The organism is Saccharothrix texasensis, assembly GCF_003752005.1.
In the GTDB taxonomy this organism is placed as follows: Bacteria; Actinomycetota; Actinomycetes; order Mycobacteriales; family Pseudonocardiaceae; genus Actinosynnema; species Actinosynnema texasense.
Genome location: NZ_RJKM01000001.1, coordinates 6509228 through 6535494, shown reverse-complemented (window position 1 = coordinate 6535494; position 26267 = coordinate 6509228). Strand labels below are relative to the sequence as shown.

At 71.4% G+C, this 26267-nt stretch carries 20 protein-coding genes and 1 tRNA gene; 6 read left to right on the top strand and 15 right to left on the bottom strand.

Translation table 11 applies throughout. The features are described 5' to 3' along the window. Positions 1–8 precede the first annotated feature (8 nt). From lpdA to rpmE, 4 genes are all read right to left on the bottom strand, one after another. Positions 9–1394: a dihydrolipoyl dehydrogenase gene (lpdA, locus tag EDD40_RS29035; RefSeq protein WP_123748356.1), complete on the bottom strand. Its 1386-nt coding sequence runs from the start codon at positions 1392–1394 to the stop codon at positions 9–11. A 10-nt stretch (positions 1395–1404) separates the two neighbouring features. Further along, complete coding sequence (locus tag EDD40_RS29030; protein WP_123745742.1) at positions 1405–2613, bottom strand: acyl-CoA thioester hydrolase/BAAT C-terminal domain-containing protein; 1209 nt, start codon at positions 2611–2613, stop codon at positions 1405–1407. Between the two features lie 21 nt (positions 2614–2634). Continuing rightward, positions 2635–3690 (bottom strand): peptide chain release factor 1, encoded by a 1056-nt coding sequence (prfA, locus tag EDD40_RS29025; protein WP_236594484.1) that lies wholly within the window; start codon positions 3688–3690, stop codon positions 2635–2637. 87 nt (positions 3691–3777) lie between these two features. After that, positions 3778–3990 (bottom strand): 50S ribosomal protein L31, encoded by a 213-nt coding sequence (gene rpmE, locus EDD40_RS29020; protein ID WP_053721986.1) that lies wholly within the window; start codon positions 3988–3990, stop codon positions 3778–3780. A gap of 246 nt (positions 3991–4236) precedes the next feature. On the opposite strand from rpmE, the gene EDD40_RS29015 reads away from it, so the two are divergent. Further along, positions 4237–4647, top strand: coding sequence for a hypothetical protein (locus EDD40_RS29015; RefSeq protein ID WP_123745741.1), 411 nt, complete (start codon positions 4237–4239; stop codon positions 4645–4647). A 103-nt stretch (positions 4648–4750) separates the two neighbouring features. On the opposite strand, the gene rho is transcribed toward EDD40_RS29015, so the two are convergent. The 6 genes from rho to argS all read right to left on the bottom strand — a co-directional run bounded on the left by rho (position 4751) and on the right by argS (position 13539). After that, positions 4751–6850 carry a transcription termination factor Rho gene (rho, locus tag EDD40_RS29010; RefSeq protein ID WP_123745740.1) on the bottom strand — a complete coding sequence of 700 codons (2100 nt, stop codon included), beginning with the start codon at positions 6848–6850 and terminating at the stop codon, positions 4751–4753. 344 nt (positions 6851–7194) lie between these two features. Beyond that, positions 7195–8085, bottom strand: coding sequence for a homoserine kinase (gene thrB / locus EDD40_RS29005; protein WP_123745739.1), 891 nt, complete (start codon positions 8083–8085; stop codon positions 7195–7197). Beyond that, positions 8082–9158: a threonine synthase gene (thrC, locus tag EDD40_RS29000; protein WP_123745738.1), complete on the bottom strand. Its 1077-nt coding sequence runs from the start codon at positions 9156–9158 to the stop codon at positions 8082–8084. The genes thrB and thrC overlap by 4 nt, the downstream gene beginning before the upstream one ends. After that, positions 9155–10468 (bottom strand): homoserine dehydrogenase, encoded by a 1314-nt coding sequence (locus EDD40_RS28995; protein WP_123745737.1) that lies wholly within the window; start codon positions 10466–10468, stop codon positions 9155–9157. Before EDD40_RS28995 ends, thrC begins: the two co-directional genes overlap by 4 nt. A gap of 3 nt (positions 10469–10471) precedes the next feature. Next, on the bottom strand, positions 10472–11896 hold the full coding sequence (gene lysA, locus EDD40_RS28990; RefSeq protein ID WP_123748354.1) for a diaminopimelate decarboxylase: 1425 nt from the start codon (positions 11894–11896) through the stop codon (positions 10472–10474). Continuing rightward, positions 11896–13539 (bottom strand): arginine--tRNA ligase, encoded by a 1644-nt coding sequence (argS, locus tag EDD40_RS28985; protein WP_123745736.1) that lies wholly within the window; start codon positions 13537–13539, stop codon positions 11896–11898. The genes lysA and argS overlap by 1 nt, the downstream gene beginning before the upstream one ends. Positions 13540–13709: 170 nt before the next feature. Here argS and EDD40_RS28980 point away from each other — a divergent pair, with 170 nt between their 5' ends. From EDD40_RS28980 to EDD40_RS28970, 3 genes are all read left to right on the top strand, one after another. Continuing rightward, positions 13710–14513: a thioredoxin-like domain-containing protein gene (locus EDD40_RS28980; RefSeq protein ID WP_123745735.1), complete on the top strand. Its 804-nt coding sequence runs from the start codon at positions 13710–13712 to the stop codon at positions 14511–14513. 4 nt (positions 14514–14517) lie between these two features. Next, on the top strand, positions 14518–15201 hold the full coding sequence (locus tag EDD40_RS28975) for a DUF305 domain-containing protein (protein ID WP_123745734.1): 684 nt from the start codon (positions 14518–14520) through the stop codon (positions 15199–15201). Between the two features lie 135 nt (positions 15202–15336). Beyond that, positions 15337–15666, top strand: a complete 330-nt coding sequence (locus EDD40_RS28970) for a hypothetical protein (protein ID WP_123745733.1) — start codon at positions 15337–15339, stop codon at positions 15664–15666. Positions 15667–16214: 548 nt separating this feature from the next. Here the strand turns inward: EDD40_RS28970 and EDD40_RS28965 are convergent. Next, positions 16215–17360: an ROK family transcriptional regulator gene (locus EDD40_RS28965; RefSeq protein WP_123745732.1), complete on the bottom strand. Its 1146-nt coding sequence runs from the start codon at positions 17358–17360 to the stop codon at positions 16215–16217. A gap of 178 nt (positions 17361–17538) precedes the next feature. Here EDD40_RS28965 and EDD40_RS28960 point away from each other — a divergent pair, with 178 nt between their 5' ends. Next, positions 17539–21804 (top strand): GH92 family glycosyl hydrolase, encoded by a 4266-nt coding sequence (locus EDD40_RS28960; RefSeq protein WP_123745731.1) that lies wholly within the window; start codon positions 17539–17541, stop codon positions 21802–21804. A gap of 13 nt (positions 21805–21817) precedes the next feature. Here the strand turns inward: EDD40_RS28960 and EDD40_RS28955 are convergent, their stop codons facing one another. Together EDD40_RS28955 and EDD40_RS28950 are read right to left on the bottom strand one after the other, a co-directional pair. After that, a complete protein-coding gene (locus EDD40_RS28955; RefSeq protein WP_123745730.1) occupies positions 21818–22726 on the bottom strand; it encodes a cation diffusion facilitator family transporter in 909 nt (302 codons plus the stop codon). Between the two features lie 43 nt (positions 22727–22769). Then, positions 22770–24338 carry an SDR family oxidoreductase gene (locus EDD40_RS28950; RefSeq protein ID WP_211348251.1) on the bottom strand — a complete coding sequence of 523 codons (1569 nt, stop codon included), beginning with the start codon at positions 24336–24338 and terminating at the stop codon, positions 22770–22772. 86 nt (positions 24339–24424) lie between these two features. Between EDD40_RS28950 and EDD40_RS28945 the strand changes: the two genes are divergently transcribed. After that, positions 24425–24499 (top strand) — tRNA-Arg (locus EDD40_RS28945). 121 nt (positions 24500–24620) lie between these two features. Here EDD40_RS28945 and EDD40_RS28940 read toward each other — a convergent pair. Continuing rightward, a complete protein-coding gene (locus EDD40_RS28940; protein WP_123745728.1) occupies positions 24621–25994 on the bottom strand; it encodes a tyrosine-type recombinase/integrase in 1374 nt (457 codons plus the stop codon). After that, positions 25994–26182 carry a helix-turn-helix transcriptional regulator gene (locus tag EDD40_RS28935; RefSeq protein WP_123745727.1) on the bottom strand — a complete coding sequence of 63 codons (189 nt, stop codon included), beginning with the start codon at positions 26180–26182 and terminating at the stop codon, positions 25994–25996. The genes EDD40_RS28940 and EDD40_RS28935 overlap by 1 nt, the downstream gene beginning before the upstream one ends. Positions 26183–26267 lie beyond the last annotated feature (85 nt).

Genomic DNA, 26267 nt, shown 5'->3' with positions numbered 1-26267 from the left:
TAGGGCGATCAGAAGTTGATCATGTGGCCGGCCAGCCCGTGCACCGCTTCCTTGACCGCCTCGCCCAACGTCGGGTGCGCGTGCACGTTGCGCGCCACCTCGTGCACGGTGAGGTCCCACTGCTGGGCCAGGGTCAGCTCCGGCAGCAGCTCGGTCACGTCCGGCCCGATCAGGTGGCCGCCGAGCAGCTCGCCGTGCTTCGCGTCGCTGATCAGCTTCACGAACCCGGCCGAGTCGCCGATGCCGTGCGCCTTGCCGTTGGCGGTGAACGGGAACTTCGCCACCTTCACGTCGAACCCGCGCTCGCGCGCCTGCGCCTCGGTCCACCCGAACGAGGCGATCTGCGGCTGGCAGTACGTCGCGCGCGGGATCATCACGAAGTCCAGCTCCATGGTCTCCGCGCCCGCGATGGTCTCGGCGGCGATGACGCCCATCGACTCGGCGGCGTGCGCGAGCATCAGCTTCGCCGTCACGTCGCCGATCGCGAAGATGTTCTCCACGTTCGTGCGCCCGCGCCCGTCGACCTCGATGGCGCCGCGCTCGGTCAGCCGCACGCCGGTGTTCTCCAGCCCGTAGCCCTCGACCCGGGGCTGGAAGCCGATGGCCTGCATGACCTTGTCGGCCTCCAGGACCTCCTCGGCGCCGTCCTTCGACACGGTCACCCGCACGCGCGGGCCGGAGTCGTCGATGGACTCGACCCTCGTGGACGTCCGCACGTCGATCCCGAGCCGCTTGTACCGCTTGGCCAGCTCCGCCGACACCTCGGCGTCCTCCAGCGGCACCACCCGGTCGAGGAACTCGACGATGGTGACCTTCACGCCGTAGTTGTGCAGCACGTACGCGAACTCGACGCCGATGGCGCCCGCGCCGGCGATGACGATGCTCTCGGGCAGGTCCTGCGACAGGATCTGCTCCTCGTAGGTCACCACCCGTTCGGACAGCTCCGTCCCCGGCAGGAGCCGGGTGGTCGCGCCCGCCGCGATGATCGCGTGGTCGAACGTGACCCGCTCGTCACCCACCTGGATGGTGTTCGCGTCGAGGAACGTGCCCCGGCCGTCGTACTCGGTGATGCCGTTCTTCTTCATGAGGAAGTGCACGCCCTTGACGCGCCCGTCCGCGACCTTGCGGCTGCGGTCGAAGGCGGCGCCGTAGTCGAACCTCACCGTGCCGTCGACCTGGATGCCGTAGGTCTTCTGCTCGTGGGTGAACAGGTGCGCGAGCTCCGCGTTGCGCAGGAGCGCCTTCGACGGGATGCAGCCCACGTTCAGGCACACCCCGCCCCAGTAACGCTCCTCGATGACCGCCGTCTTCAGCCCCAGCTGGGCCGCCCGGATCGCGGCGACGTACCCGCCTGGCCCCGCACCGAGGACCACGACGTCAAAGTGTGCGCTCATGAACGACACATTAGGTGCCCAGTTGGTCCGACAAGAACTCAACGGTCCGACGCCACGCGTCGGCGCGGGCGGCGGCCGTGGCGGCGGGCGTGCCGCCCGTCGAGAACCGCACGCCGGGACCCGGGACGACCACGTCCGTGCTCGGCCGGTGCGGAGGGCCCGCGATCAGGTGTCCTGCCCCGGGGTAGACGACGTGCTCGTGCCGGTGCGGGTGCCCGTGCGCTTCGAGCCGGCGGAGGGCGACCTCGCTCAGCTCGGCGCACGGCCACGACTCGTCCTGCCCCGATGAGAGCAGCAACACACCGCCGCCGATCCGCTCGACCGGGATCTCGGTGTCCGCGGGGATGCCGTCGGTGAGGTCGAACGCGAGGCCCAGCGGCACCGGCTCGCCCGAGACGACCCGGCGGCGCAGCTCGTCGGGGATCGAGTACGGCAGGTACGGCAGCGGCCGGCCCTGCCACGTCCACGACGCCGCCTCGTGCTCCAACTTCTGCAACAGCCGCGTCCCCGGTCCGATGCCCTGCGTGACGACACCGCTGCCGACCACGCTCACCACGGCCTTGACCTGCGGGAACGTCGCGCCGACCAGCAACGCCAGCTCGCCGCCGCGCGACCCGCCGACGACACCCAGCGCCCCCGCCCGCGCGCCGAGCCACTCCAGCGCGGCGCCGAAGTGCTCCAGCGGGATCTCGACCAGGTCGTCCGGCACGCCCGGCGCGCCGAAGTGCGCGAGGGTCAACGCCGCGAACCCGTGCCCGGCCAGGAGCGCGGCGTCCAGCTCGTGCGTCCCGCCCTCGGACCCGCTCAGCACCAGCACGCCGGGGCGGTCGGTGCGGTCGTCGTCGGGCTCGAACAGCACGCCGACCAGGCCGTTCTCGGTCACCTCGGTCCGCCGCACCCCGTCGGGCACGGCGAGCCGGTCCAGCTCCACCTCGGCGACCCCGACGACCTCGACCACCGTCGGGCCGCTCTGCTCACCCGTCCGGGTCATCGACCAGAACAACCCCATCGGGTCGACGCCGGCGTAGTCGCCCTCGACCGGCGCGTGCCTGGTCAGGTCCACCACGCCGCGCTCGTCGGCCAGGAACACCGCGGCGGACGACCAGTCGCCCGTCGTCGCGCGCACCTCGACCCGGTCACCCGGTGGCAGGTCGACCACCCGCACGTCCAGCGCGGTGTCGAGGGGGGCGCGCCGCGGGTTCACCAGGATTTCCGCCATCGCGCGCCCTCCGTCGTCGCCTCACCCGGCGGCGAGTCGCTCCGCGCGGTCGGCCGACGCCAGGGCGTCCAGCACCGCGTCCAGGTCGCCGTCGAGCACCTGGTCCAGGTTATGGGCTTTGTACCCGACCCGGTGGTCGGAGATGCGCGATTCCGGGAAGTTGTAGGTCCGCACCCGTTCGGACCGGTCCACGGTGCGGATCTGGGTGCGCCGGGCGTCCGACGCCTCCTGCTGCTGCTTCTCCTCGGCCAGCGCGGTCAGCCGGGCCTGGAGGACCTGCATCGCGCGCGCCTTGTTCTGCAGCTGGCTGCGCTCGTTCTGGCAGGACACCACGATGCCGGTGGGCAGGTGCGTGATGCGCACCGCCGAGTCGGTCGTGTTGACGCTCTGCCCGCCCTTGCCGGACGAGCGGAACACGTCGACGCGGAGGTCGTTCTCGTCGATCTCGACCTCGACCTCGTCGACCTCGGGGAACACCAGGACGCCCGCGGCGGAGGTGTGGATGCGGCCCTGCGACTCGGTCACCGGCACCCGCTGCACGCGGTGCACGCCACCCTCGTACTTCAGCCGCGACCAGACGCCGTCCGGGGTGTCCGCGCGGCTCTTGATGGCCACCGTGACGTCCTTGTAGCCACCCAGGTCGGAGTCCGTGCCGTCGAGCACTTCGGCCTTCCACCCGTGCCGTTCGGCGTACCGCAGGTACATCCGCAGCAGGTCGCCCGCGAACAGGGCCGACTCCTCGCCGCCCTCACCGGACTTGATCTCCAGCACGACGTCCGAGCCGTCGTGCGGGTCGCGCGGCAGCAGCAGCTCGGTCAGCTTCGACTCCAGCGCCGGGACCGTCCTGGCCAGCTGCTCGGCCTCCTCGGCGAACACCGCGTCCTCGGCGGCCAGCTCGCGGGCCGTCTCGAGGTCGGACCTGGCCTGCGCGAGCTCACGGGCGGTCTTCACGACCGGGGTCAGCTCGGCGTAGCGCTTGCCGAGCTTGCGCGCGCCCGCCTGGTCGGCGTGCACCGAGGGGTCGGCGAGCCTGGCTTCCAGCTCGGCGTGCTCGGCCAGCAGGGCGTCCAGCGTCACGATCTCGCTCCGGTCTCGGCGTGCTTCTGGGGGTGGAGACGACAACGGCGCCCACCCGCGGGATCGGGGTGGACGCCGTTCTGGCAGCTACTTGGCGCGCTTGCCGTAGCGGGCCTCGAAGCGCGCGACCCGGCCACCGGTGTCCATGATCTTCTGCTTGCCCGTGTAGAACGGGTGGCAGTTGGAGCAGATCTCGACGTGGATGGCGCCGGACGTCTTGGTGCTGCGCGTGGCGAAGGTGTTGCCGCAGCCGCAGGTGACCTCGGTCGTCACGTACTCGGGGTGGATGCCGGTCTTCAACGTCTTGTCCTTTCCTAGGTGGCCGCCGGGTCCTCGTTGGGATTCTTCGGGGTGAACCGGAGCCGGACTCGACCCGACAGTGTGCCAGATCGGCTGTCAGAGACTGCAACGCGAGGCTTCGCACGCTTGTTCCCGGTGGCTGGGGTCACAACCGTTCACCGATGGTGGTCGACCATCCGGCGCATGAGGTAACCGCTGAACTACAGACAGCAGCGACAGGCGGGGCGCGAACGCCACACTGGCGGGGTGTTCTGCACTGTCGGGCGTCCCCTGTCGTTGACCTCGTGGCTGGCTGTGCCGTTCCTGTTCAGCATCGCCGTCCTCGGCCTCACCGGGTTGGGTGGCCTGCTGGTGGGCGCTCCGGGGCAGCTGGCCCTGTCGAGCCCCGTGTTCGGCGCAGGCGTGGCCGTCGGCGTCGCCACGTCCGGCGCGGTCGGGTGGACCGCCCGGTGGCAGCGCGCCTGGCTGCGGTGGCCGTACCTGGCGGCCGTGCTGGCAGTCGGGGTGCTCCTGGACGGCGTGCGCGTGCCCGTGGCGGCCGTCGTGGGTCTCGGCGTGCCGGTCACCGCGCTGCTGGTCGCCCAGTACTTCCTCGAACGCCGCCGCACCGCCGCGCTGGCCGAGGCGGGCCTGGCCTCCCCCACGCCACCCTGCTGACGGCGCCTCCTGATCGACCCGCCGGCCCCTGGTCGCCGGGGTCCCGGACGCCCGAAGGCCCGCCCGGCTCGGTGCCGGACGGGCCTTCGGTGGTCGGACGGGGTCAGTCGTTGTCCCCGCCCGGGGTGGTCTTGGCCACCTGCATCAGGAACTCGATGTTCGTCCGGCTCTTGCGGAGGCGGTCGAGCAGCAGGTCGATGGCCTGCTGGCTGTCCAGGGCGTGCAGCACCCGGCGCAGCTTGTGCATGACCGCCAGCTCGTCCGGCGAGAGCAGCAGGTCTTCCTTGCGGGTGCCGGACGAGTCGACGTCCACCGCCGGGAAGGTCCGCTTGTCCGCGATCTTCCGGTCGAGCTTGAGCTCGGCGTTGCCGGTGCCCTTGAACTCCTCGAAGATCACGCTGTCGCCCGCGGACCCGGTCTCGACCAGGGCCGTCGCGATGACGGTCAGCGAGCCGCCGCCCTCGATGTTGCGGGCCGCGCCGAGGAACCGCTTCGGCGGGTACAGCGCGGTCGAGTCGACACCACCGGACAGGATCCGGCCGCTCGCGGGGGCCGCGAGGTTGTAGGCCCGACCCAGGCGGGTGATCGAGTCCAGCAGCACGACCACGTCGTGACCCATCTCGACCAGGCGCTTCGCCCGCTCGATGGCCAGCTCCGAGATCGTGGTGTGGTCCGACGGCGGGCGGTCGAAGGTGGAGGCGATGACCTCGCCCTTCACCGACCGCTGCATGTCGGTGACCTCTTCGGGGCGCTCGTCCACCAGCACCACCATCAGGTGGCACTCGGGGTTGTTCTTCGTGATCGCGTTGGCGATCGACTGGAGCACCGAGGTCTTGCCCGCCTTCGGCGGCGACACGACCAGGGCGCGCTGGCCCTTGCCGATCGGCATCACCAGGTCGATGACGCGCGTGGTGAGGATGTGCGGTTCCGTCTCGAGGCGCAGGCGCTCGTTCGGGTACAGCGGCGTCAGCTTGGTGAAGTCCGGCCGGTTGCGGGACTCCTCCGGGTCGAGGCCGTTGATCTTGTCCACCCGCACCAGCGGGTTGAACTTCTGCCGCTGCTGCTCGCCGTCGCGCGGCTGCCGCACGGCGCCGATCAGGGCGTCGCCGCGGCGCAGCCCGTACTTGCGGACCAGCGACAACGAGACGTAGACGTCGTTCGGCCCGGCCAGGTAGCCCGAGGTGCGGACGAACGCGTAGTTCTCCAGCACGTCGAGGATGCCCGCCACGGGCAGCAGGACGTCGTCGTCGCGGACCTCGGTGTCCGTGGTGGGGCCACCCTCGTCCCCGCGGCCACCGCGCCGGCGGCGGTCGCGGAAGCGGCGACCACGACGGCCGCCCTCTTCGTCGTCGTCGCCCGGACCGCTCTGCTGGCGGTTGCGGTTCTGGTCGCGGTCGCGGCCACCCCGGTCACCGCGGTCGTCACGACCGTCACGGCCGCTCCGGTCCTGCCGGTCGCCGCGGTTGCCGCGGTCGCCCCGGTCCTGGCGCTGTTCGCGCTGCTCGGAGCGGTCCTGCCGGTCACCGCGGTCCTGCCGGTCGCCCCGGTCCGACCGCTCGCCCCGGTCCGACCGCTCAGCGCGGTCCTGCCGCTCGGGGCGGTCCTGCCGCTCGGCGCGCTCACCCTGCTGGCGGTCCGCCTGCGGGCGGTCGGCCTGGACGCGGTCGGCCTGGGCGGGTCGGTCGGCCTGGGCCGGCGCCTGCTGGGCGTCCGCGGCAGGCGCCTCGGGGCTGCCCGCGGGGCGGTTGGAGGAACGGCGGCGGCGGTTGCCCCGGCGGCCACCCTCCTCCTCCGCGGCGGGACGGTCGGTCACGTCGAGCTGCTGCTGGGTCGGCTTGTCCACGGCGGGAGCCGCGGCGGCCTTCTCCACGACGGGCTTCTCGACGGCCGCCTTGGGCGCCTCGGCCTTCTTCTCGGCCTTGGGCGGCGTCGCGGCACTGCCCCGACCGGAGGTGCCGCCCTGCCGCTCCTTGATGGCGGCGATCAGGTCGCCCTTGCGGAGGCCGGCCGTGCCGGTGATGCCCAGCTGACCTGCGAGTTCACGGAGTTCGGCCAGCACCATTCCAGAGAGGCCCGCGCGCTTGCGCGGCGTGGCGCTGCCGTTCGAAGGGGTGGTCAGAGCGTTCTCCTCGGCTCCGGAACTGCCGGCAGCGGGATTGGGAGCAGCAGGAGCTTGGCTGCTCAGTACATCGGTGTTGGTCACACATGTCCTTCCTGACCGGAGCGCGCCTCCTACGCGATCCAGCGGACCTGCCGTCCGACGGAATGCGGTGCGGCAGTTTCGTCCCGGTTCAGGCGGACCTGGCGACGGCGCGGAACGCGCACGAAAGCGGAGTCCTCCGGTGCGGGACTTCGGTCACACGGCGAGCGGGTGCCTTCCAGCGTCGGCCCCGTCCATACGGCACAGAGCCAAGTCACTGGAGGAATGCGATCCGGAACGAACGTCCGGGCACCACACCGGCGCCCGTGCGCGCGGTGACTGATGGCCCCGAGGGTAGACGCCGGTCCGGCCGGGTGCAACAACCGGGGCACGGCGCGTCGCATCACTCAGCCGAGTGGCGCAACCCGGACTCCGGCCAGGTCGACCGGCACCCGGCGCGCCTCGAACCCGGCCAGGTCCACCCGGGGCGGCAGCACCCCGTCGGGGGGCAGGGCCAGGACCGTGGGTCCGGCGCCGGACACCGCGGCGGCCACCCCGGCGTCCCGCAGGGACCGCACCAGCCTCGTCGTCGCAGGCCAGGCGGGTTCCCGGTAGGGCTCGTGCAGCCGGTCGTCCAACGCGTCGACCAGCCACGACGGGTCCGCGGTGAGCGCGTGCACGGCCAACGCGGACCGCCCCGCCGCGAACGCCGCGTCCTCGTGCGGCACCTTCGACGGCAGCAGACCGCGCGTGGTGTGGGTGGACGACTCCTCCGAAGGCACCAGCACGACCGGCGTCACACCGGGGTGCGGGTCCACACGGACCGCGCGGTAGCGGTCACCGTGCGTCCACGCGATCACCACCCCGCCGAACATGGCCGCCGCCGCGTTGTCGGCGTGGCCCTCGAACTCGGCGGCGAGTTGCAACGCGCTCGTGTCCGACTCGCGACCGGCGAGGGCGAAACCGGCCGCCACACCGGCCACGATCGCCGCCGCCGACGAGCCGAGGCCGCGCGCGTGCGGGATGGCGTTGCGGCACGTCAGCCGAAGCCCCGGCGCCCGCACCCCGACCAGCTCGCACGCCGCCCGGAACGCGCGCACGACCAGGTGGCGCTCGTCGGTGGGCACGTCGGCGGCGCCCTCGCCGGACACCTCCACCACCAGCCCGCCGTCGGTCACGGCGAAGTCCAGCTCGTCGTGCACGCCCAGCGCCATGCCCAGCGCGTCGAACCCCGAGCCGAGGTTCGCCGTGGACGCCGGCACGGTGACGCGCACACAACGGGCCGCCAGGGCCGTCACGCCAGCTCCAGGGCGGTCGCGACGGCGCCGGGGTCCACCGGCACCGGCTCGACCTCGGGCATGCCCAGCAGAGCCGTGTCGGGGTCCTTCAGGCCGTGGCCGGTGACCGTGCAGACGACCGTGGAGCCCTTCGGCAGCCGGCCGTCGGCGACCGTGGCCAGCATCCCCGCCACGCTGGTCGCGGACGCGGGCTCGACGAAGATGCCCTCGGTCGAGGCCAGCAGGCGGTAGGCCTCCAGGATCTTCTCGTCCGTCACGGCCTCGAACAGCCCGCCGGACTCCTCCTTGGCGGCCACCGCGCCGGTCCACGACGCCGGGCTGCCCACCCGGATGGCGGTCGCGATGGTCTCCGGGTCCGCCACCGGCTGCCCGAGCACCAGCGGCGCGGAGCCCGCGGCCTGGAACCCGAACATCCTCGGCGTGGCGCCGATCACGCCGTCGGCGCGGTAGTCGGAGTAACCGCGCCAGTACGCGGTGATGTTGCCCGCGTTGCCGACCGGCAGGCAGTGCACGTCGGGCGCGCGGCCGAGCACGTCGCAGATCTCCCACGCGGCGGTCTTCTGGCCGATCAGCCGCACCGGGTTGACCGAGTTGACCAGGGTGATCGGGTACTCGGTCGCCGTCTTGGAGGCCAGCTCCAGGCAGTCGTCGAAGTTGCCGTCGATCTGCAGGATCCGCGCGCCGTGGGAGACCGCCTGGGCGAGCTTGCCCAGGGCGATCTTGCCGCGCGGCACGAGCACCGCGGCGGTGAGGCCCGCCTTGGCCGCGTACGCCGCCGCGCTGGCGGAGGTGTTGCCGGTCGACGCGCAGATCACCGCGCGGATGCCGCTGGCCAGCGCGTGCGTCATGGCCACGGTCATGCCGCGGTCCTTGAACGAGCCGGTCGGGTTCGCGCCCTCGACCTTGACGTAGACCTGGCAACCGGTCAGCTCCGACAGGTGCTCGGCGGCCACCAACGGCGTGCCGCCTTCGTGGAGGGTGACGACCTTGGCGCCCTCGGGGAGCTCGATCCGGTCCGCGTAGGCGTGGATGATGCCGGGCCACCCCGGTCGCACGCCCGCTTGGATCGTCATGTTTCTTCGCCTTCCACCCTCATCACGCTGACCACTTCCCGAACCACGGGCAGCCCGCCGATTTTGTCCACGGTCGACCGCAGTGCCGCGTCGGTAGCGGCGTGGGTGACGATCACCAGGCTGGCGTCGTCGACCCGACCCTCCTGCCGCACGGCCGCGATGCTCACGTCGTGTTCCGCGAACACCGCCGCCACCTGCGACAACACGCCCGCCCGGTCGGCGACGTCGAGACTGATGTGATACCGCGTCGGCGTCTGGCCCATCGGTCGGACGGGCAGCGCCGCGTAAGCCGACTCCCGCGGGCCGCGCCCCTGGTGCACCCGGTTGCGGGCCACCGCGACGAGGTCGCCGAGCACCGCGCTGGCGGTCGGCGCGCCACCCGCGCCCTGGCCGTAGAACATCATCTCGCCGGCCGCGTCGGCCTCCACGAACACCGCGTTGAACGCGCCGTGCACGCCCGCCAGCGGGTGGGAGCTGGGGATCATCGCCGGGTGCACGCGCACCGAGATGCCCTCGGCGCCGTCCGTGCTCACCCGCTCGCAGATCGCCAGCAGCTTCACCGTGCGGCCCAGCGCCTTGGCGGCGGCGATGTCGGCGGCGCTGACCGACGCGATGCCCTCGCGGTGCACGTCGGCGGCCGTCACCCGGCTGTGGAAGGCCAGGGACGCCAGGATCGCGGCCTTGGACGCGGCGTCGAACCCGTCCACGTCGGCCGTCGGGTCCGCCTCGGCGTACCCGAGCCGGGTCGCCTCCTCCAGGGTCTCGCCGTAGCCGGCCCCGGTGGAGTCCATGCCCGAGAGGATGAAGTTCGTGGTCCCGTTGACGATGCCCATCACCCTGGTGATGCGGTCGCCGGCCAGCGACTCGCGCAGCGGGCGCAGCAGCGGGATCGCGCCCGCCACCGCCGCCTCGAAGTACAGGTCGGCGCCGGAGGCGTCGGCGGCCTCGAACAGCTCGCCGGAGTGCTCGGCCAGCAGCGCCTTGTTCGCGGTCACCACCGACTTGCCCGCGCGCAACGCGGCGAGCAGCAGCGTCCGGGCGGGCTCGATGCCGCCGATGACCTCCACGACCACGTCCACGTCGGCCGAGGCGACCAGCGCCTCGGCGTCGGTCGTCAGCAGCTCGGCGGGCACCTCGCGGTGCTTGTTCGGCCTGCGCACGGCGATGCCGGTCAGCTCGACCGGCGCGCCGACCCGCGCGGTGAGGTCGGCCGCCTGGTCGGTGAGCAGCCGGACCACCTCGGTGCCGACCGTGCCGCAGCCCAGCAGCGCGACCCTGATCGGTTCGCCGACGCGTTCGTGGCTTGACACTTCTCATACCTCCAGGCGGAACAGGTCTTCCTCGGTCTCCCGGCGCAGCAGCAACCGGGCCTGGCCGTCCACGACCGCGGCGAGCGCGGGCCGGGGAAGTCGGTTGTAGCCGCTGGCCATGGAGTAGCAGTACGCGCCGGTCGCGGCGACCGCGATGAGGTCGCCGGGCGCGAGGTCGTCGGGCAGCCAGCAGTCGCGCACGACCACGTCGCCCGACTCGCAGTGCTTGCCCACGACGCGGCACAGCACGGGCTGCGCGTCCTCGCCCGCGTCGCGCGAGACGAGCTTGCAGTCGTAGACCGCGTCGTAGAGGGCGGTGCGGATGTTGTCGCTCATGCCGCCGTCCACGCTCACGTACCGGCGCACCACGCCCGCGTCGAGCTGGACGTCCTTGATGGTGCCCACCTCGTACAGCGTCACCGTGCCGGGGCCGACGATGGCGCGGCCCGGCTCGACCGCGATCTTCGGCACGGGCAGCTCGGCGTGCTCGCACTCCTTGGCCACGATGTCGCGCAGCTGCCTGGCCAGCTCGGCGGGCGGCGGCGGGTCGTCGTCGGCGGTGTAGGCGATGCCGAGGCCGCCGCCGAGGTCCACGGTCGTGACGTGGTCGAGCAGCTCGCCGCCGTGCTCGTCGCGCAGCTCCGCGAGCAGCCCGATGACCCGGCGCGCGGCGACCTCGAAGCCGCTGGCGTCGAAGATCTGGGAGCCGATGTGGCTGTGCAGGCCGATCAGGCGCAGCCCGTCGGACTTCAGCACCCGGCGCGCCGCCTCGGCCGCGTCGCCGGAGGACAGCGAGAAGCCGAACTTCTGGTCCTCGTGCGCGGTGGCGATGAACTCGTGCGTGTGCGCCTCGACACCCACCGTCACCCGGATCATCACCGGCTGCACGCGTCCGCGTTCGCGGGCGACCTGGTCCAGCCGGGCGATCTCGTAGAACGAGTCCAGCACGACCGCGCCCACGCCGGCGTCGACCGCGGCGGCCAGCTCGGCCACGGACTTGTTGTTCCCGTGCAGCGCGATCCGCTCCGGCGGGAACTCGGCGCGCAGCGCCACGGCCAGCTCGCCGCCGCTGGCCACGTCGATGCTCAGGCCCTCCTCGGCGACCCACCGGGCCACCGCGACGGACAGGAACGCCTTGGACGCGTAGTGGACCCGGGTCGGGTCGCCGAACGCCTCGGCGTGCTCGCGGCAGCGGGCGCGGAAGTCGCCCTCGTCCATCACGAACAGCGGGGTGCCGTGCTCCTGGGCGAGCTGCCGCACGTCCACGCCCGCCAGGCGCACCGCGCCGTCGTCGCCGCGTTCGGCGTTGCGCGGCCACACCTGCGGGTGCAGGTCGCCGAGCGCCCGCGCGGAGGACGGCCGGTTGCCCGCCGTGTTGGACGGGACCATGACGTCGGCGTGCCGGGGACCGGCCGGGTGCGCGCGCATCACATGCGCTCCGGCGCGGTCACGCCCAGCAGCGCGAGGCCGTTGGCGAACACCTGGCGGGTGGCCGCGCACAGGCTCAGCCGGGCCCGGTGCAGCTCGGTCGTCTCCTCGTCGCCCCTCGGCAACACCCGACAGGCCTCGTAGAACCGGTGGTAGGTGCCCGCCAGCTCCTCCAGGTACCGCGCGACGCGGTGCGGTTCGCGCAGCTCACCGGCGGTGGCGACGACGCGCGGGAACTCGCCGACGGTGCGGATCAGGTCGCCCTCGCGGTCGTGCGCGAGCAGGTCGACCGCGTCACCCCGCGTGACGCCGAGGTCGGCGGCGTTGCGCAGCACCGACGACAGCCGGGCGTGCGCGTACTGCACGTAGAAGACCGGGTTGTCGTTGCTCCGCTTGCGCAGCAGGTCGAGGTCGATGTCCAGGGACGAGTCCGCCGAGGAGCGGGTCATGGCGTACCGGGCGGCGTCCACGCCGACCGCGTCCACCAGGTCCTGCATGGTGATCACGGTGCCCGCGCGCTTGCTCATCCGCACCGGCTTGCCCTCGCTGACCAGGTTCACCATCTGGCCGATCAGCACCTCGACCGACGCCGGGTCGTCGCCGAGCGCCGACGCGGCGGCCTTGAGCCTGCCGATGTAGCCGTGGTGGTCCGCGCCGAGCATGTAGATGCACAGGTCGAAGCCGCGCGCCCGCTTGTCCGCCAGGTACGCGATGTCACCGGCGATGTACGCGGGGTCACCGTCGCTCTTGATGACCACGCGGTCCTTGTCGTCGCCGAACTCGGTGGACCGCAGCCACCAGGCGCCCTTGTCGAAGTACAGCGCGCCGGAGTCCTTGAGCTGGTCGACGGCCTTGGCGACGGCGCCGGACTTGTGCAGCGAGTCCTCGTGGAAGAAGACGTCGAAGTCCGTGCCGAAGTCGTGCAGGTCCTTCTTGATCTCCTCGAACATGAGGCCGACGCCGATGCGGCGGAACACCTCGTGCGAGTCCTCGGCGGTCAGCGCGCCCGGCTCCTGCCGCAGCACTTCGGCGGCGATGTCGCCGAGGTAGCCGCCCGCGTAGCCGTCCTCCGGCGCGGGCTCGCCCTTCGCGGCGGCGATCAGGGACCGGACGAACCGGTCGATCTGCGCGCCCGCGTCGTTGAAGTAGTACTCGCGGGTGACCGCGCCGCCGTTGGCGGCCAGCACCCGGCCGAGCGCGTCGCCGACCGCGGCCCAGCGGGTGCCGCCCAGGTGGATGGGGCCGGTCGGGTTCGCCGAGACGAACTCCAGGTTGATCCGGAGGCCGGCGAACTGCTCGCCGCGGCCGTACGCCTCGCCCGCCGCCAGCACGTCCCGCACGATCGCGCCCTGGGCGTCCGCGGCGAGCCGCAGGTTCAGGAAGCCGGGGCCGGCGACCTCGACCGAGGCGATGGCGTCGGTGCCGGTCAGGGCGTCGGCGAGCCAGCCGGCCAGGTCGCGGGAGGCCACGCCGACCTTCTTGGCGGTCTGCAGGGCCACGTTGGTGGCGTAGTCGCCGTGCTCGGGGTTGCGGGGGCGCTCGATCGTGACCGCTGTCGGCAGGGCGGCGGGGTCGAGGCCGCGGGTGGACAACACGTCCACGGCCGTCGCACGGACCAGTTCAGCGAGCGCAGCGGGAGTCACCCGACAAGTCTAGGGAAGCGTTCCCGCTGGTCTCGACCGGGATGCGCGTCCCGCGAAGTGGGAACGGCAACTGTTGACGACCACCCGGCGTGACGGCCAGTTGACGGTGATCAGACACGGTGTCCCTACACTGGCCCGCGGCATGGGCGTATGACGAGACTGAGGCGGACATGACCAGCGGCAAGAAGACGAAGGCCGCGCGCTCCAGCGTTGCGGCGGCGCGCTCCTCGGTGGTGGCCAAGAAGCCGAAGCCGTGGGGGACCATCATCGCGGTGGTGGCCGTGCTGGCCCTGGCCGGCACCGTGTTCGGTTACGCGTACAGCCAGATCGCGGACCGCAACGCGAAGGAGCAGGCCCTCGCCGAGTGGAATCCGTCCGAGGAGAACAAGGACCCCTCGGACAAGATCGCGGGCGTGACCAAGCGCGAGTACGCGCCGGGCAAGCACGTGGACGCGCCGAAGCGGGTCGCCTACGACTTCTCGCCGCCGTTCGGCGGGCCGCACGACAACCAGTGGGCGGACTGCAACGGCGTGGTCTACCCCACGGCCGTGCGCACCGAGAACATGGTCCACGCGATGGAGCACGGCTCGCTGTGGTTGGCCTACAACCCCGACCTGGTGACCGGCGAGGCCCTGGACAAGCTCAAGAGCCGGATCGACGGCCAGCCGTTCTCGATGATGTCGCCGTACCCCGGCCTGGACAAGCCGATCTCGCTGCAGACGTGGGGTCACCAGCTGAAGCTCGACAGCGCCGACGACGAGCGCATCGACCAGTTCATCCAGTCGCTGCGGCGCAACCAGTACACCTACCCCGAGGTCGGCTCGCCGTGCGACAACGCCGCCTTCGTGGACAACCCGGCCCCGTTCGTCGCCGAGGCGCCGGGCCCGGACGCCGAGTCGATGGGCAACGAGGCCGAGAGCGCGCGGAACAACCCCGCGGCGGCCTCCTCCACGGCGCCGTCGTCGGGCAGCTGAGCACGTGACCGACCGATCCGAGACCACCCCCAGGCGGAGCAGCTCCGCCTGGGTGGTGGTCTCGGTCGCCGTGGTAGCCACCTTGCTGCTGGGCGCGGCGGTCGGTCTGCTCATCAAGCTCCCCGGGTCGGACTCGGCCGCCACGCCGGCCGCCGACTCCGTGGACGTCGGGTTCTCCCAGGACATGGCCATGCACCACCTCCAGGCGGTGCAGATGGCCAACATCGCCCGCGACCGGACGGCCGACGGCAACATCCGGTCGTTCGCGTTCGACGTCTCCAGCACGCAGCTGGAGCAGGTGGGCCGCATGAAGGGCTGGCTGATGCTGTGGGGTCAGCCCGAGCAGCCGTTGCAGGGCCGCCACATGGCCTGGATGACCGCGGACGGGGAGCACGGCCACAGCGCCACCGCGACCACGTCCGCCGGCAGCCCGATGCCGGGCATGGCGACCTCCGAGGAGCTGGCCGAGCTGCGGTCGCTGTCCGGCGTCGAGTTCGACGTCTACTTCCTCCAGCTGATGCTGCGACACCACCGGGGCGGCACCTCCATGGTGCGGTACGCGGTCGACCACGCCGGCGAGCACGCCGTGCGCACTCTCGCGGAAAGCATGCTCAAGTCGCAGGCCAGTGAAAGCGAGTACATGGAACGGCTCATCGCCGAACGTGGGGCGCAACCGCTCGCCAAGTGAGCGACCCGGCGCCGACGCTTTTCACCTTGCCACCCGCTTCTCCTCTCCGATACGTTCCGAATCAAGGCAGCAGGCGGCTGCTACGAGGGGACGACAATGAAGCGAATCGGGGCAATTCTGGCTGCGCTCTTCTCGGTGTTGGCGATCATGGTGGTCGTCAATCCGTCGGCGCAGGCGAGCAATTCCAGCACGAGCGGCTGCACGAACGTGTTCATCGAGTACGAGTCCATCAACTCGACCCTGCGGTACGTGTACTGGGTGGAGTCGCGCAACGTCTGCGGCCCGTACCCCGGCCACTTCCAGACGTACGGCGTCAACGACGTGGACCGCAACCCGATCCTCAACCACCGGGTCTACATCAACCAGTACTTCAACCGCGGCGGCTGCATCACCGGCACCGGTTGGCGGAACGACGGTGGCGGCAATTTCTTCAACATGGGCAGCACCTGCACCCTGATCGCCTGATCGCACCGCGAATGCCGCGGCCCTCGGATGTCGAGGGTCGCGGCATTCGTGCATTCGGCGACGAATTCGCTCCGGCGGCGGTCCCGCCGGCGGGACGCCATTCCCGACAATAGCGCCCGCCGGCGGGACGCGACTCCCGACAATAGCGCCCGCCGGCGGGACGCGATTTCCCGCCGGTGGGACGCGATTCTTCGCCGGTGATCTCCCGCCGGCGGGACGGGACGCTTCGGACACCACGGGCATCCCCGTCGACGACGGCCGATGCCCGGCGGTGCGACGGCACGGAGCGCGGCACCTCCTGGACGGCCGGTCACGACGTGACGCGTGTGGCCGCTGGTGTGCACGGGGCAGGTGTTTGCTGGCGCGGCACCTGCCCCGCGGCACGGTCGAAAGGGGACCACGTCCCCCGTACTCCCCTTTCGACTCCCCTTCTAACAGCGGAAGGAACACACCCTCCAGGAGGAGGTACGGTCACGCTACGTCGTTACCGACGAGTTCGTTCCTACGACTTTCGAGTGAATCACCAGGTGAGAGCCACTCGACTACCGTCAGAGAGTCACAGCACCGCGCCGGTCGAACACGAGGTCGCGCGCCGACCGCAACCCGATCGCGATGGCACCGCTGAGCACCGCGCCGTCGCCCAGCTCGCCCGCCACGATCCGCGGCACGAGCGGCGTCATCCGCCGCAGCGCCGCCTCCATCGGCTCCTGCAGCAGGTCGGTGTTGCTGCCGACGCCGCCGCCGAGGACCACCAGCCCCGGGTCGACCACCGCCACCACCGACGCCACCACGAACGCCAGCCGCTCCGCCTCGTCGCGCACCGCGAGCAGCGCCCGCTCGTCACCGGCCCTGGCCGCCGCGAACACCTCCCGCGCCGACCGCGCCGCCAGGCCGTGCCGCTTGGCCAGCGCCACCACGGACTCCGCCGCCGCGGCGGCCTCCACCTGGCCGCGCCGCCGTCCGTCCTCTTCGGACTGGCCGAGGTAGGGCAGGTAGCCGACCTCGCCCGCCGCGCCGTGCGCGCCGCGGAACAACCGGCCGTCCACCACGATCCCCATGCCGATCCCGGTGCCGACCGTGACGCACACGAACACGTCGACGTCCCGGGCCGCCCCGTGCGCCTGCTCGCCGACGGCGGCCAGGTTCGCGTCGTTCTCCACCACCAGGTCCGCGCCCAGCGCGGCTTCCAGGTCGTCCAGCAGGCCGGGGCGTTCCCACCCGGGCAGGTTCGGCGCGTGGTGCAGCGTCCGGTCGCGCGGGTCGGGCACGCCGGGCGTGCCGACGACCTTCACCACCAGGTCCGCCGGCGACAGGCCGGCGTCGGACACCGTGCGCTCGGCCAGTTCCCGCACCGTGCGGACCAACGCCGCGGCCGAGCGGCACCGGTTGCGCTCGTCGGAGCGCGCGATCACCGAACCGGCCAGGTCCGCCACCGCCACCCGGATCCGCTCCCTGCCGATGTCGACGCCGAGCACGTGCCCCGCCGCCGGGTTCGGCTCGTAGACCACGGCCGAGCGGCCCGGTCCCGCCGACGTGCGGCCGGTGGTGCGCACCAGGCCGTGCTGCTCCAGGTCGAGCAGCGCCTGGCCGACGGTCGGCTTCGACAGGCCGGTGTCCTGCGCGATGCGCGGCCTGGTCGCCGGACCTCCCACCCGCAGCCGGTCGAGCACCGCGCGCTGGTTGAGCACGCGCATCCCCGCCGGGGTGCCCACCTGGGGCGAGTTCGGGGCCGTCACAGTGCGCGAGTGTAGATCGGGTGGAGCAGCGCCCGGACAGGCTTGCGGACAAGATGCGCGGGCACCCTTGACATCGATGTCAGCAACCCATTTGCTTCGCTAAAGATCGGGTCGTTATGGGCGAAAGGCGTGCGCGATGGGGCACATGCGGGGCAGGAGATCGCTGGTGGTCGTCTCGACCATCGCGCTGGCGCTGGGGACCGTGGGAGGCTGGCCCTCCGCGACCGCCGCACCGGGGGAGCCAACCGTGAGCGAGACGCTCTTCGCCACGTCGTTCGAGGACGGGCAACCGCAGCCGACCTGGACGAGCACCGTGGAGACCGGCCCGGACGGCACGCCGAAGACCTCGGGCGTCGACGGCTCGGACTCCACCGGCATCCCCGGCAACGTCACCGACCGCGTCGTCGACGTGGTGGCCAACTCCGAGAACTCCGGCTCCGGCGAGGTCGCGGCCAACCTGGTCGACGCCAACGTGTCGTCGAAGTGGCTCACCTTCACGCCGACCGGCTGGGCGCGGTTCACCTTCAACGAGCCCGTCGCGGTCAAGCGCTACGCCCTGTCGTCGGCCAACGACGCGCCCGAGCGCGACCCGAAGGACTGGACGCTGCGCGGCTCCGACGACGGCACGACGTGGACCCCGGTCGACACCCGCGCCGGCGAGGCGTTCGCCGAGCGGTTCCAGACCAAGGTCTACGACCTGGCGAACACCACGGCGTTCAAGCACTACCGGCTCGACATCTCCGCGACCGCGGGCGGCGTGGACCTCATCCAACTGGCCGAGGTCCAGTTCTCCGACGGCTCCACCACCCCGCCGGCGAAGAACATGCGCACCACCGTGGGCAAGGGCGCCAACGGCGGGTACAACGCGAAGGCGGGCGCCGGGTTCACCGGCGTGAAGGCCCTGCGGTACCAGGGGACGCACGTCGCCGAGGGGCGCGGCTACTCCTACAACAAGGTCTTCGACGTCGACATCCCGGTCACGTCGAGCACCGAGCTGTCCTACCTGATCTTCCCGTCGTTCACCACGGACGACCTGAACTACCCGGCCACCTTCGTCTCGGTCGACCTCGCGTTCGCCGACGGCACCTACCTCAGCGACCTCGGCGCGCGCGACCAGCACGGGTTCGAGCTGTCACCGCGCGGCCAGGGCGCGGCGAAGTCGCTCTACACCAACCAGTGGAACCGGGTCGCGTCCGTCGTCGGTCAGGTCGCCGCGGGCAAGACGATCAAGCGCGTCCTGGTGGCCTACGACAACCCGAAGGGACCCGCCGGGTTCAACGGCTGGGTCGACGACATCGCGGTGAAGTCCGCGCCGGCCGCGGTCGACCGGCCGCGCCCGTCGGACTGGGTGCTGACCACCCGCGGCACCAACTCCAGCGGCTCGTTCTCGCGGGGCAACAACTTCCCGGCCACCGCGGTGCCGCACGGCTTCAACTTCTGGTCGCCCATGACCAACGCGGGCTCGATCAGCTGGCTGTACGAGTACGCGAAGAACAACAACCGGGACAACCTGCCGACGTTGCAGGCGTTCACCGCGAGCCACGAGCCGAGCCCGTGGATGGGTGACCGGCAGACGTTCCAGGTGATGCCGACCGCCGGCACGCCGACCGCCGACCGGGCCGTGCGCGCGCTGCCGTTCAAGCACGAGAACGAGACCGCCAAGGCGCACTACTACGGGGTGCGGTTCGAGAACGGGATGCGCACCGAGATCGCGCCGACCGACCACGCCGCGCTGTTCCGCTTCACGTTCGTCGACGACACCTCGAACCTGGTCTTCGACAACGTCAGCAACAGCGGCGGGCTCACGCTCGACCCGGCGACCGGCGTGGTGACCGGCTTCTCCGACGTCAAGAGCGGCCTGTCCACCGGCGCGACCCGGCTGTTCGTGTACGGCGTGGTGGACAAGCCCGTCGTCTCCAGCGGTCGGCTGACCGGCGCGGGCCGCGACGACGTGGCCGGTTTCTTCCAGTTCGACACGTCCGGCGACAAGACCGTCACCATGAAGATCGCCACCTCGCTGCTGGGCGTCGACCAGGCCAAGCGCAACCTGGAGCTGGAGGTGTCCTCTTCGGACACGTTCGACTCGGTGCGCGACCGGGCGCAGCAGGCGTGGGACCGGGTGCTGGGCACGGTCGAGGTGGAAGGCGCGTCGGAGGACCAGCTGACCACGCTGTACTCCAACCTCTACCGCCTCTACCTCTACCCGAACTCGGGCTTCGAGAACACCGGCACCGCGGAGGCGCCCCGGTACCGGTACGCGTCGCCCGTGCAGCCCGCCGGGCCGTCCACGCCGACGCAGACCGGCGCGAAGGTCGTGGACGGCAAGGTCTACGTCAACAACGGGTTCTGGGACACCTACCGGACCACGTGGCCCGCGTACAGCCTGCTGACGCCCGGCAAGGCCGCCGAGCTGGCGGACGGGTTCGTGCAGCAGTACCGCGACGGCGGGTGGATCTCGCGCTGGTCCTCCCCCGGCTACGCGAACCTGATGACCGGCACGAGCTCCGACGTGGCGTTCGCGGACGCGTTCGTGAAGGGCGTCGACCTGCCCGACGCCAAGGCGGCCTACGAGGCGGCGGTGAAGAACGCGACGGTCGCGCCGCCGAACGCGGGCGTCGGCCGCAAGGGCCTGGACACCTCGATCTTCACCGGCTACACGTCCACCGCCACCGGCGAGGGCATGTCGTGGGCGATCGAGGGCTACGTCAACGACTACGGCATCGCGAACATGGCCCGCGCGCTGCACGAGAAGACCGGCGAGGCGCAGTACCAGGCGGCCCACGAGTACTTCTCGAACCGCGCGCAGAACTACATCCACATGTTCGACCCGTCGACGGGCTTCTTCCAGGGCCGCAACCCCGACGGCACGTGGCGCGTGCCCACCGACGAGTACGACCCGCGCGAGTGGGGCCACGACTACACCGAGACCGACGGCTGGAACATGGCGTTCTCGGTGCCGCACGACGGGCAGGGCCTGGCCAACCTCTACGGCGGTCGCGACGGGCTGGCCAAGAAGCTGGACGACTTCTTCGCCACGCCGGAGACGGCGAAGTTCCCCGGCTCGTACGGCGGCGTGATCCACGAGATGACCGAGGCGCGTGACGTGCGGATGGGGCAGCTGGGCCACTCCAACCAGGTGTCGCACCACATCACCTACATGTACGACTACGCCGGTCAGCCGTGGAAGACGCAGGAGAAGGTGCGCGAGATCTTGTCCCGGCTCTACCTGGGCAGCGAGATCGGCCAGGGCTACCCCGGCGACGAGGACAACGGCGAGCAGTCGGCGTGGTGGCTGTTCAGCGCCATGGGCTTCTACCCGCTCCAGATGGGCAACTCGACGTACGCGATCGGGTCGCCGCTGTTCAAGAAGCTGACCGTGCACCTGGAGAACGGGCGCTCGCTCGTGGTCAACGCCCCGGCCAACTCCGCCGAGAACATCTACGTGCAGTCGTTGGAGGTCAACGGGAAGAGGTGGGACAAGTCCTACCTGCCGCACGCGGAGATCGCCGACGGCGGGGTGCTGGACTTCCGGATGGGGTCGTCGCCGTCGCGGTGGGCCACCGGTCCGGACGCCGCGCCGCCGTCGTTGACCACGGGTTCCTCCGTCCCCGCGCCCCTGCGGGACGTGACGCTGTCCGGCACGGTGACCGGCGCGCCGGCGTCGTTGGTGGACAACACCTCGCAGACCTCGGGCGCGCTGTCGTGGTTGCAGGTGGACCTGCCGTCGAACAAGGAGAGCTCGTCGTTCTACACGCTGACGTCGGGCAAGGGCGGCGGCGACCCGACGTCCTGGGTGCTGAAGGGCTCCTACGACGGGACGACCTGGTCGACGGTGGACGAGCGGTCCGGTGAGGCGTTCGCGTGGCGGCAGCAGACGCGGGCGTTCAAGATCGCCCGACCGGGGCACTACCGGCACTACCGGCTGGAGTTCCCGGGCTCGGTGACGGTGGCGGAGTTCGAGCTGCTGGCCAAGCCGTTCGTGGCGTGCACGGCCACGGTGACCGGTGAGCACGCCGGGCCGTTGCGCGTGCAGTCGGGCGTGACCTGCGTGGACGGCGCCTCGGTGACCGGTCCCGTGACCGTGGCGGCCGGCGCGTCGCTGTACGTGTTCGGCGGCGAGGTCAAGGGTCCGGTGAACGCCACCGGCGCGGCGGCGGTCGTGCTGGTGGAGACGTCGGTCGGCGGGCCGGTGAACGTGACCGGGACGTCCGGGCAGGTGTCGCTGGAGCGGGTCACCGTCGGCGGGCCGGTGCGGCTGGTGGACAACAAGGGCGGCACGGTCGTCGCGGGCAACACCGTGGGCGGGCCGCTGTCGTGCACCGGGAGCAGCCCCGAACCGGTGAACAACGGGTGGGTGAACGCGGCGAGCGGACCCAAGACGGGTCAGTGCGCCAAGCTGTAGGTCGTCGACCGGGTCACCAGGAGATTTCGCGGCACCTCTGCGCGGAGTCTCCTGGTTCGACCTGGAGCGTGGCGTGCTCGATGTGGTAGCGCTCGGCCAGCAGCGCCTGCGCCGCGCGCAGCACGTCGGCCGGGTCCACCAGGTCGCGGGTGGTGAGGTGCGCGGAGGCGACCTCCATGCCCGAGGTGAGCGTCCAGACGTGCAGGTCGTGCGCCTCGGCCACGCCGGGCAGGCGGCTCAGGTCGGCTTTCATCTCGGCGACGTCCAGCCGTTCCGGGGCGTGCTGGAAGAGGATGCGCAGCGCGCTCGCGGCCAGCTTGTACGTGCGCGGGAGGACGAACAGGCCGATCGCGACACCCATGACCGGGTCGGCGTAGCGCCACCCGAAGACCAGCGTGACGACACCGCTGACGAGCACGCCGACCGACCCCACGAGGTCGGCCAGCACCTCCAGGTACGCGCCGCGGACGTTGATGCTGTCCTTCGCGCCTTCCCTGAGCATGAAGAACGAGACGACGTTGGCCACGAGGCCGGCGGTCGCGGCCAGCACGACGGGCAGGCCGGGCACCTCGGGCGGGTTGCCGAACCGGCCGACGGCTTCGTGGACGACGTAGCCGGCCACGCCGAACAGCAGCACGGCGTTCGCCAGCGCCGCCAGCACCTCGGCCCGGTAGAGGCCGAACGTGCGGCCACCGCCCGTTCGCGCGCGGCGGGCCAGCATGATGGCCGCCAGCGCCATTCCGACGCCCAGGACGTCGGTGAGCATGTGGGCGGCGTCGGAGATCAGGGCCAGCGAGCCGGTGGCCAGGCCGACGACGAACTCCAACGCCATGAACGCCACGCCGATGCCGAAGGCGACCCACAGGCGACCGAGGTGCTTGGCGCTCCCCGACGACACACCGTGGCCGTGTCCGTGACCCATGAGCGGAACATATAGTCACATGCGCATGAGTGCAACTCGACTGTCAGGGGCGCCACAACCGTCCCAAGGCGCGGACCAGGCCCGGCGCGATCCGGTGACCCAGGTACGCCGCCTTCGCCTCCATCGTGACGGGTACCACCGCTCGGTGCCCGTCCACCACCTTCAGGACTTCGGCCGCGACCTTCTCCGGTCCGAAGCCGCGCCGGCGTGCCGCGTCGTCCGCCCGGCGGCGTCGTTCCTCCTGCTCGGCCGGTGAGGCGCCGGCGAACGTGAAGGTCTTGGTGAGGTTGGTGCGCACGGCCCCGGGGCACAGCGCGGTCACCCTGATCCCGTGCCGCCGCAGTTCGGCGTCCAGGCACTGGGCCAGCATGAGCACCGCGGCCTTCGTGGTCGAGTAGGCGGGCAGCGCGGCGTTCGGCAGGTAGCCGACCACCGACGACGTGACGACCAGGTGCCCGCCTTCACCCCGGTCCACCATGCGCGGCGCGAAAGCCCTCAGCGTGTGCACCACACCCCAGAGGTTGACGTCCACGACCCGCCGCCAGTCCTCCTCCGACGTGCGGAGGAAGGAGCCGACCACGCTGATGCCCGCGTTCGCCATCACCACGTCCGGCACCCCGTGCCGCGCCACGACCTCGTCCGCCACCGTTCGCACCGCCGCCGAGTCCGCCACGTCGACCCGGTACGCGTGCCCACCGACCCGTTCGGCCGTCTCTTGCGCCTTCACCTCGTCCACGTCCAGCGCGACCACCTCGGCGCCCTGTCGCCCGAAGGCCAGCGCCGTCGCCCGGCCGATCCCGCTGCCCGCCCCCGTGACGACCACCAACCGCTTCCGCCGCTTGCCGTCGACCGCGTCCGCGATGTGCCGGGCCACGTGCTCCGGGTGCGTCCGCGGCGCCCAGTGCCCGGCCTGGATCGTGCTCCGCGTCAACTCGTCGACCCAGGGCTCCGCCGCCTCCAAGTGCTCCCGCACCACGTACGGGTCCTCCGCCAACTCGATCTGGTGAACCGGCACGGACACCCGTGCCGCGGGCAACCCGCGCCCGACGTTCGCCCGGTACAACCCCAACCCGTTGACCAACTCCCGCCGCCCCGCCCGCAACCACTTCCGCACCGGACGCAGCGCCCACACCAACTCCGGCGCCACCGGCACCTTGAACCCCGCGATGTACCACGACCGAGCCAGGACCTTGAGCACCTTCACCGGCCGCAAACGGTTGCGCCTGACCCAGTCCGCCACCTGCCCCAGGTCCGGTCCGGAGATGCTGGTGAACGACAGGAACAACTCGGGTCGTGCCACCACCGCCGCCCACCCCTGCAACGACCCCCAGTCGTGCCCGGCGAGGTGCACCGGCCCACCGACCGCCTCCACCACCGCCACGAGGTCCTCGACCAACCGCTCAAGCCGATACCCCTGGCTCCCCCGAGGCGCGTCCGACCCACCAGCTCCCCGCACGTCGAACCGCACCACCCGGAACCGCTCCCCCAACCTCGCCGCCACCCCCTCCCAGACGTCGGACGTGTCCGGGAACCCGTGCAGCAACACCACCGGAACCGCCCCGGCCACCCCGCTCTCGACCACCCGAATCCGCAGGTCATCGACCCGAACCACCCACTCGCGTCCTGGCTGCACAACCCAAGAGGGTAGGGGGTGAAACCCGCTGTCCCGAGTGCGCTAAGCTTCCACCCGTAGCTGCGGCCCCCGTAGCTCAGGGGATAGAGCACCGCCCTCCGGAGGCGGGAGCGCAGGTTCGAATCCTGCCGGGGGCACCACCAGAAAAAGACCCTTGACCAGCGTGTACGCCGGTCAAGGGTCTTCGTCGTCTGTCCGACCGTGTCCGGCTGGAATCGGCCATCTACGGGTGTCTCGGTCAAATACGGGTCAAAGTTCGGGCTACCCCTGTCGGTGTCCCAGAGCAGCCTCTACGCGCTGCCGAACCGTCACCGCCTCCCCGTCCAGGCACTTGGCGTAGATCTTGAGCAGCACCTCCACCGAGTGCCCCGCCCACTCAGCGACGGTCACCGCGGGCACTCCCCCGTTGAGCCACGTAGACACCGCCGCGTGCCGCAGGTCGTAGGGCGTGCCCGCTAGCGGGGTCGCGGCCACCTCCGGGGTGAACACCTCGGCCCGTGCGCGCTGCCAGGCCCGGACGATGGTGAGCTTCGGTAGCTCCTGACCGTTGCGCTCCCCGGTGAACAGCCGACCGTCCGCCGCCGTGCCGAACTGGCGGATGTGCGAGTGCAGCAGGGCAGTCAACTCCGGCGGGCATGGCACCGTGCGCGTCTCGCCGCGCGCCCGCTGCTTGAGCTGGCGCCGGTCGCGGTTCGCGCCGCTGTCGGTCCACTCCTTCCCCGCGTGAGGCTCGGCCGTGTCGATGGTCAGTTCCCCCCATCCTTCGGCCGGTAGGGACAGGTTGTGCTTGGCCAGCGCTACGGCTTCCTCGGGCCTCATGGCGGCGAAGTAGAGGCACCCGAAGAACGCCACCAGGCGCGGCCCGCTGCGCTGCTGAGTGCCCACAGCCGCCAGCAGCGTTCGAGCCTGCACCGGGTTGGCCACCGAGCGCCGGTCCACCGCATGCACGCTCTTGGGTGCCGTCCACTTCAACGCGGGCACTGGGTTCTTGGGCAGGAGCTTCCGCTCCACGGCGTACTCCATCGCGGTGGACAGGATCTTGCGGCGGCGGTTGACCACGCTGGGCGCGTAGGGCTGACCGTCCAAGCGGACCGTAAGCCCGTCGAGCACCGGCCGTAGGACTTCGGGCTTGGCCAGTGCTGATATCGGCTGTGTGTGCCGCTCGATCCACCGCAGCGTTGCTGCGATCTCCGGCGGTTGGTTCGGGTCGTTGCGGCGGTTGGTGTTGAACCCCCAGCGGCACAACGCGGCCCGAATCAGCTTGTCGTCCGGCTTACCCCGGTCGGTGGTGAAAAGGGCGGCTGAAGCAGCCGTCAACGCCTCGGCGTTCGTGCGGCGGGTGGTGGCTGCCGCACGGGGCCACTTCATGTCCACGAACGCACAGGCGAACTCGTACCAGGACATGACTCGCTGTTCCCGCCGCATCGAGACCGGCAAGCCGCTGTCCACGTCGAACGCCTCACCACGTCGAGCCGCGGTGACCAACTCGGCCCGGAAGCTATCGGCGAGCGCCTTCACCCGGAACCCCTCGCGCAGACGCTTCTGCGCCACCGTCCACCGGACGTTGTAGGTGGTCGTGCGCTTGCCCTTGTAGACACCGATCTGGTGAATCCGCACGTCATAGGTGGTACTCATCAGGCCGCGACCTCCAAGGCGTCGTACCAGGTCTCGATGTCGGCGCGGTCGATGCGCAGTTCGCCGTTCGGCAGCTTGCGGCAGCGCGGAGCGCGGCCCTTGGCCTTCCAGTCGTAGAAGGTGGATCGGGAGATGCCCATCTCCTCGCAGAACTGGGCGACGGTGAGCCGTTCACGTGGTGCCCGCATCGGCGGTGGCCCTTTCGTGCGTGGTGCGGACAGGCGGGACAGGGCGTACAGCACCTGTCCCGCCTGCTTTGTGCTGGTCAGGCGG

Excerpts from the sequence above, each read along its gene's own strand:
- lpdA (WP_123748356.1), bottom strand. The coding sequence starts at position 1,394 with ATGAGCGCACACTTTGACGTCGTGGTCCTCGGTGCGGGGCCAGGCGGG.
- EDD40_RS29030 (WP_123745742.1), bottom strand. The coding sequence starts at position 2,613 with ATGGCGGAAATCCTGGTGAACCCGCGGCGCGCCCCCCTCGACACCGCG.
- thrC (WP_123745738.1), bottom strand. The coding sequence starts at position 9,158 with ATGACGATCCAAGCGGGCGTGCGACCGGGGTGGCCCGGCATCATCCAC.
- lysA (WP_123748354.1), bottom strand. The coding sequence starts at position 11,896 with ATGCGCGCGCACCCGGCCGGTCCCCGGCACGCCGACGTCATGGTCCCG.
- EDD40_RS28980 (WP_123745735.1), top strand. The coding sequence starts at position 13,710 with ATGACCAGCGGCAAGAAGACGAAGGCCGCGCGCTCCAGCGTTGCGGCG.
- EDD40_RS28965 (WP_123745732.1), bottom strand. The coding sequence starts at position 17,360 with ATGCGCGTGCTCAACCAGCGCGCGGTGCTCGACCGGCTGCGGGTGGGA.
- EDD40_RS28960 (WP_123745731.1), top strand. The coding sequence starts at position 17,539 with ATGGGGCACATGCGGGGCAGGAGATCGCTGGTGGTCGTCTCGACCATC.
- EDD40_RS28955 (WP_123745730.1), bottom strand. The coding sequence starts at position 22,726 with ATGGGTCACGGACACGGCCACGGTGTGTCGTCGGGGAGCGCCAAGCAC.
- EDD40_RS28940 (WP_123745728.1), bottom strand. The coding sequence starts at position 25,994 with ATGAGTACCACCTATGACGTGCGGATTCACCAGATCGGTGTCTACAAG.
- EDD40_RS28935 (WP_123745727.1), bottom strand. The coding sequence starts at position 26,182 with ATGCGGGCACCACGTGAACGGCTCACCGTCGCCCAGTTCTGCGAGGAG.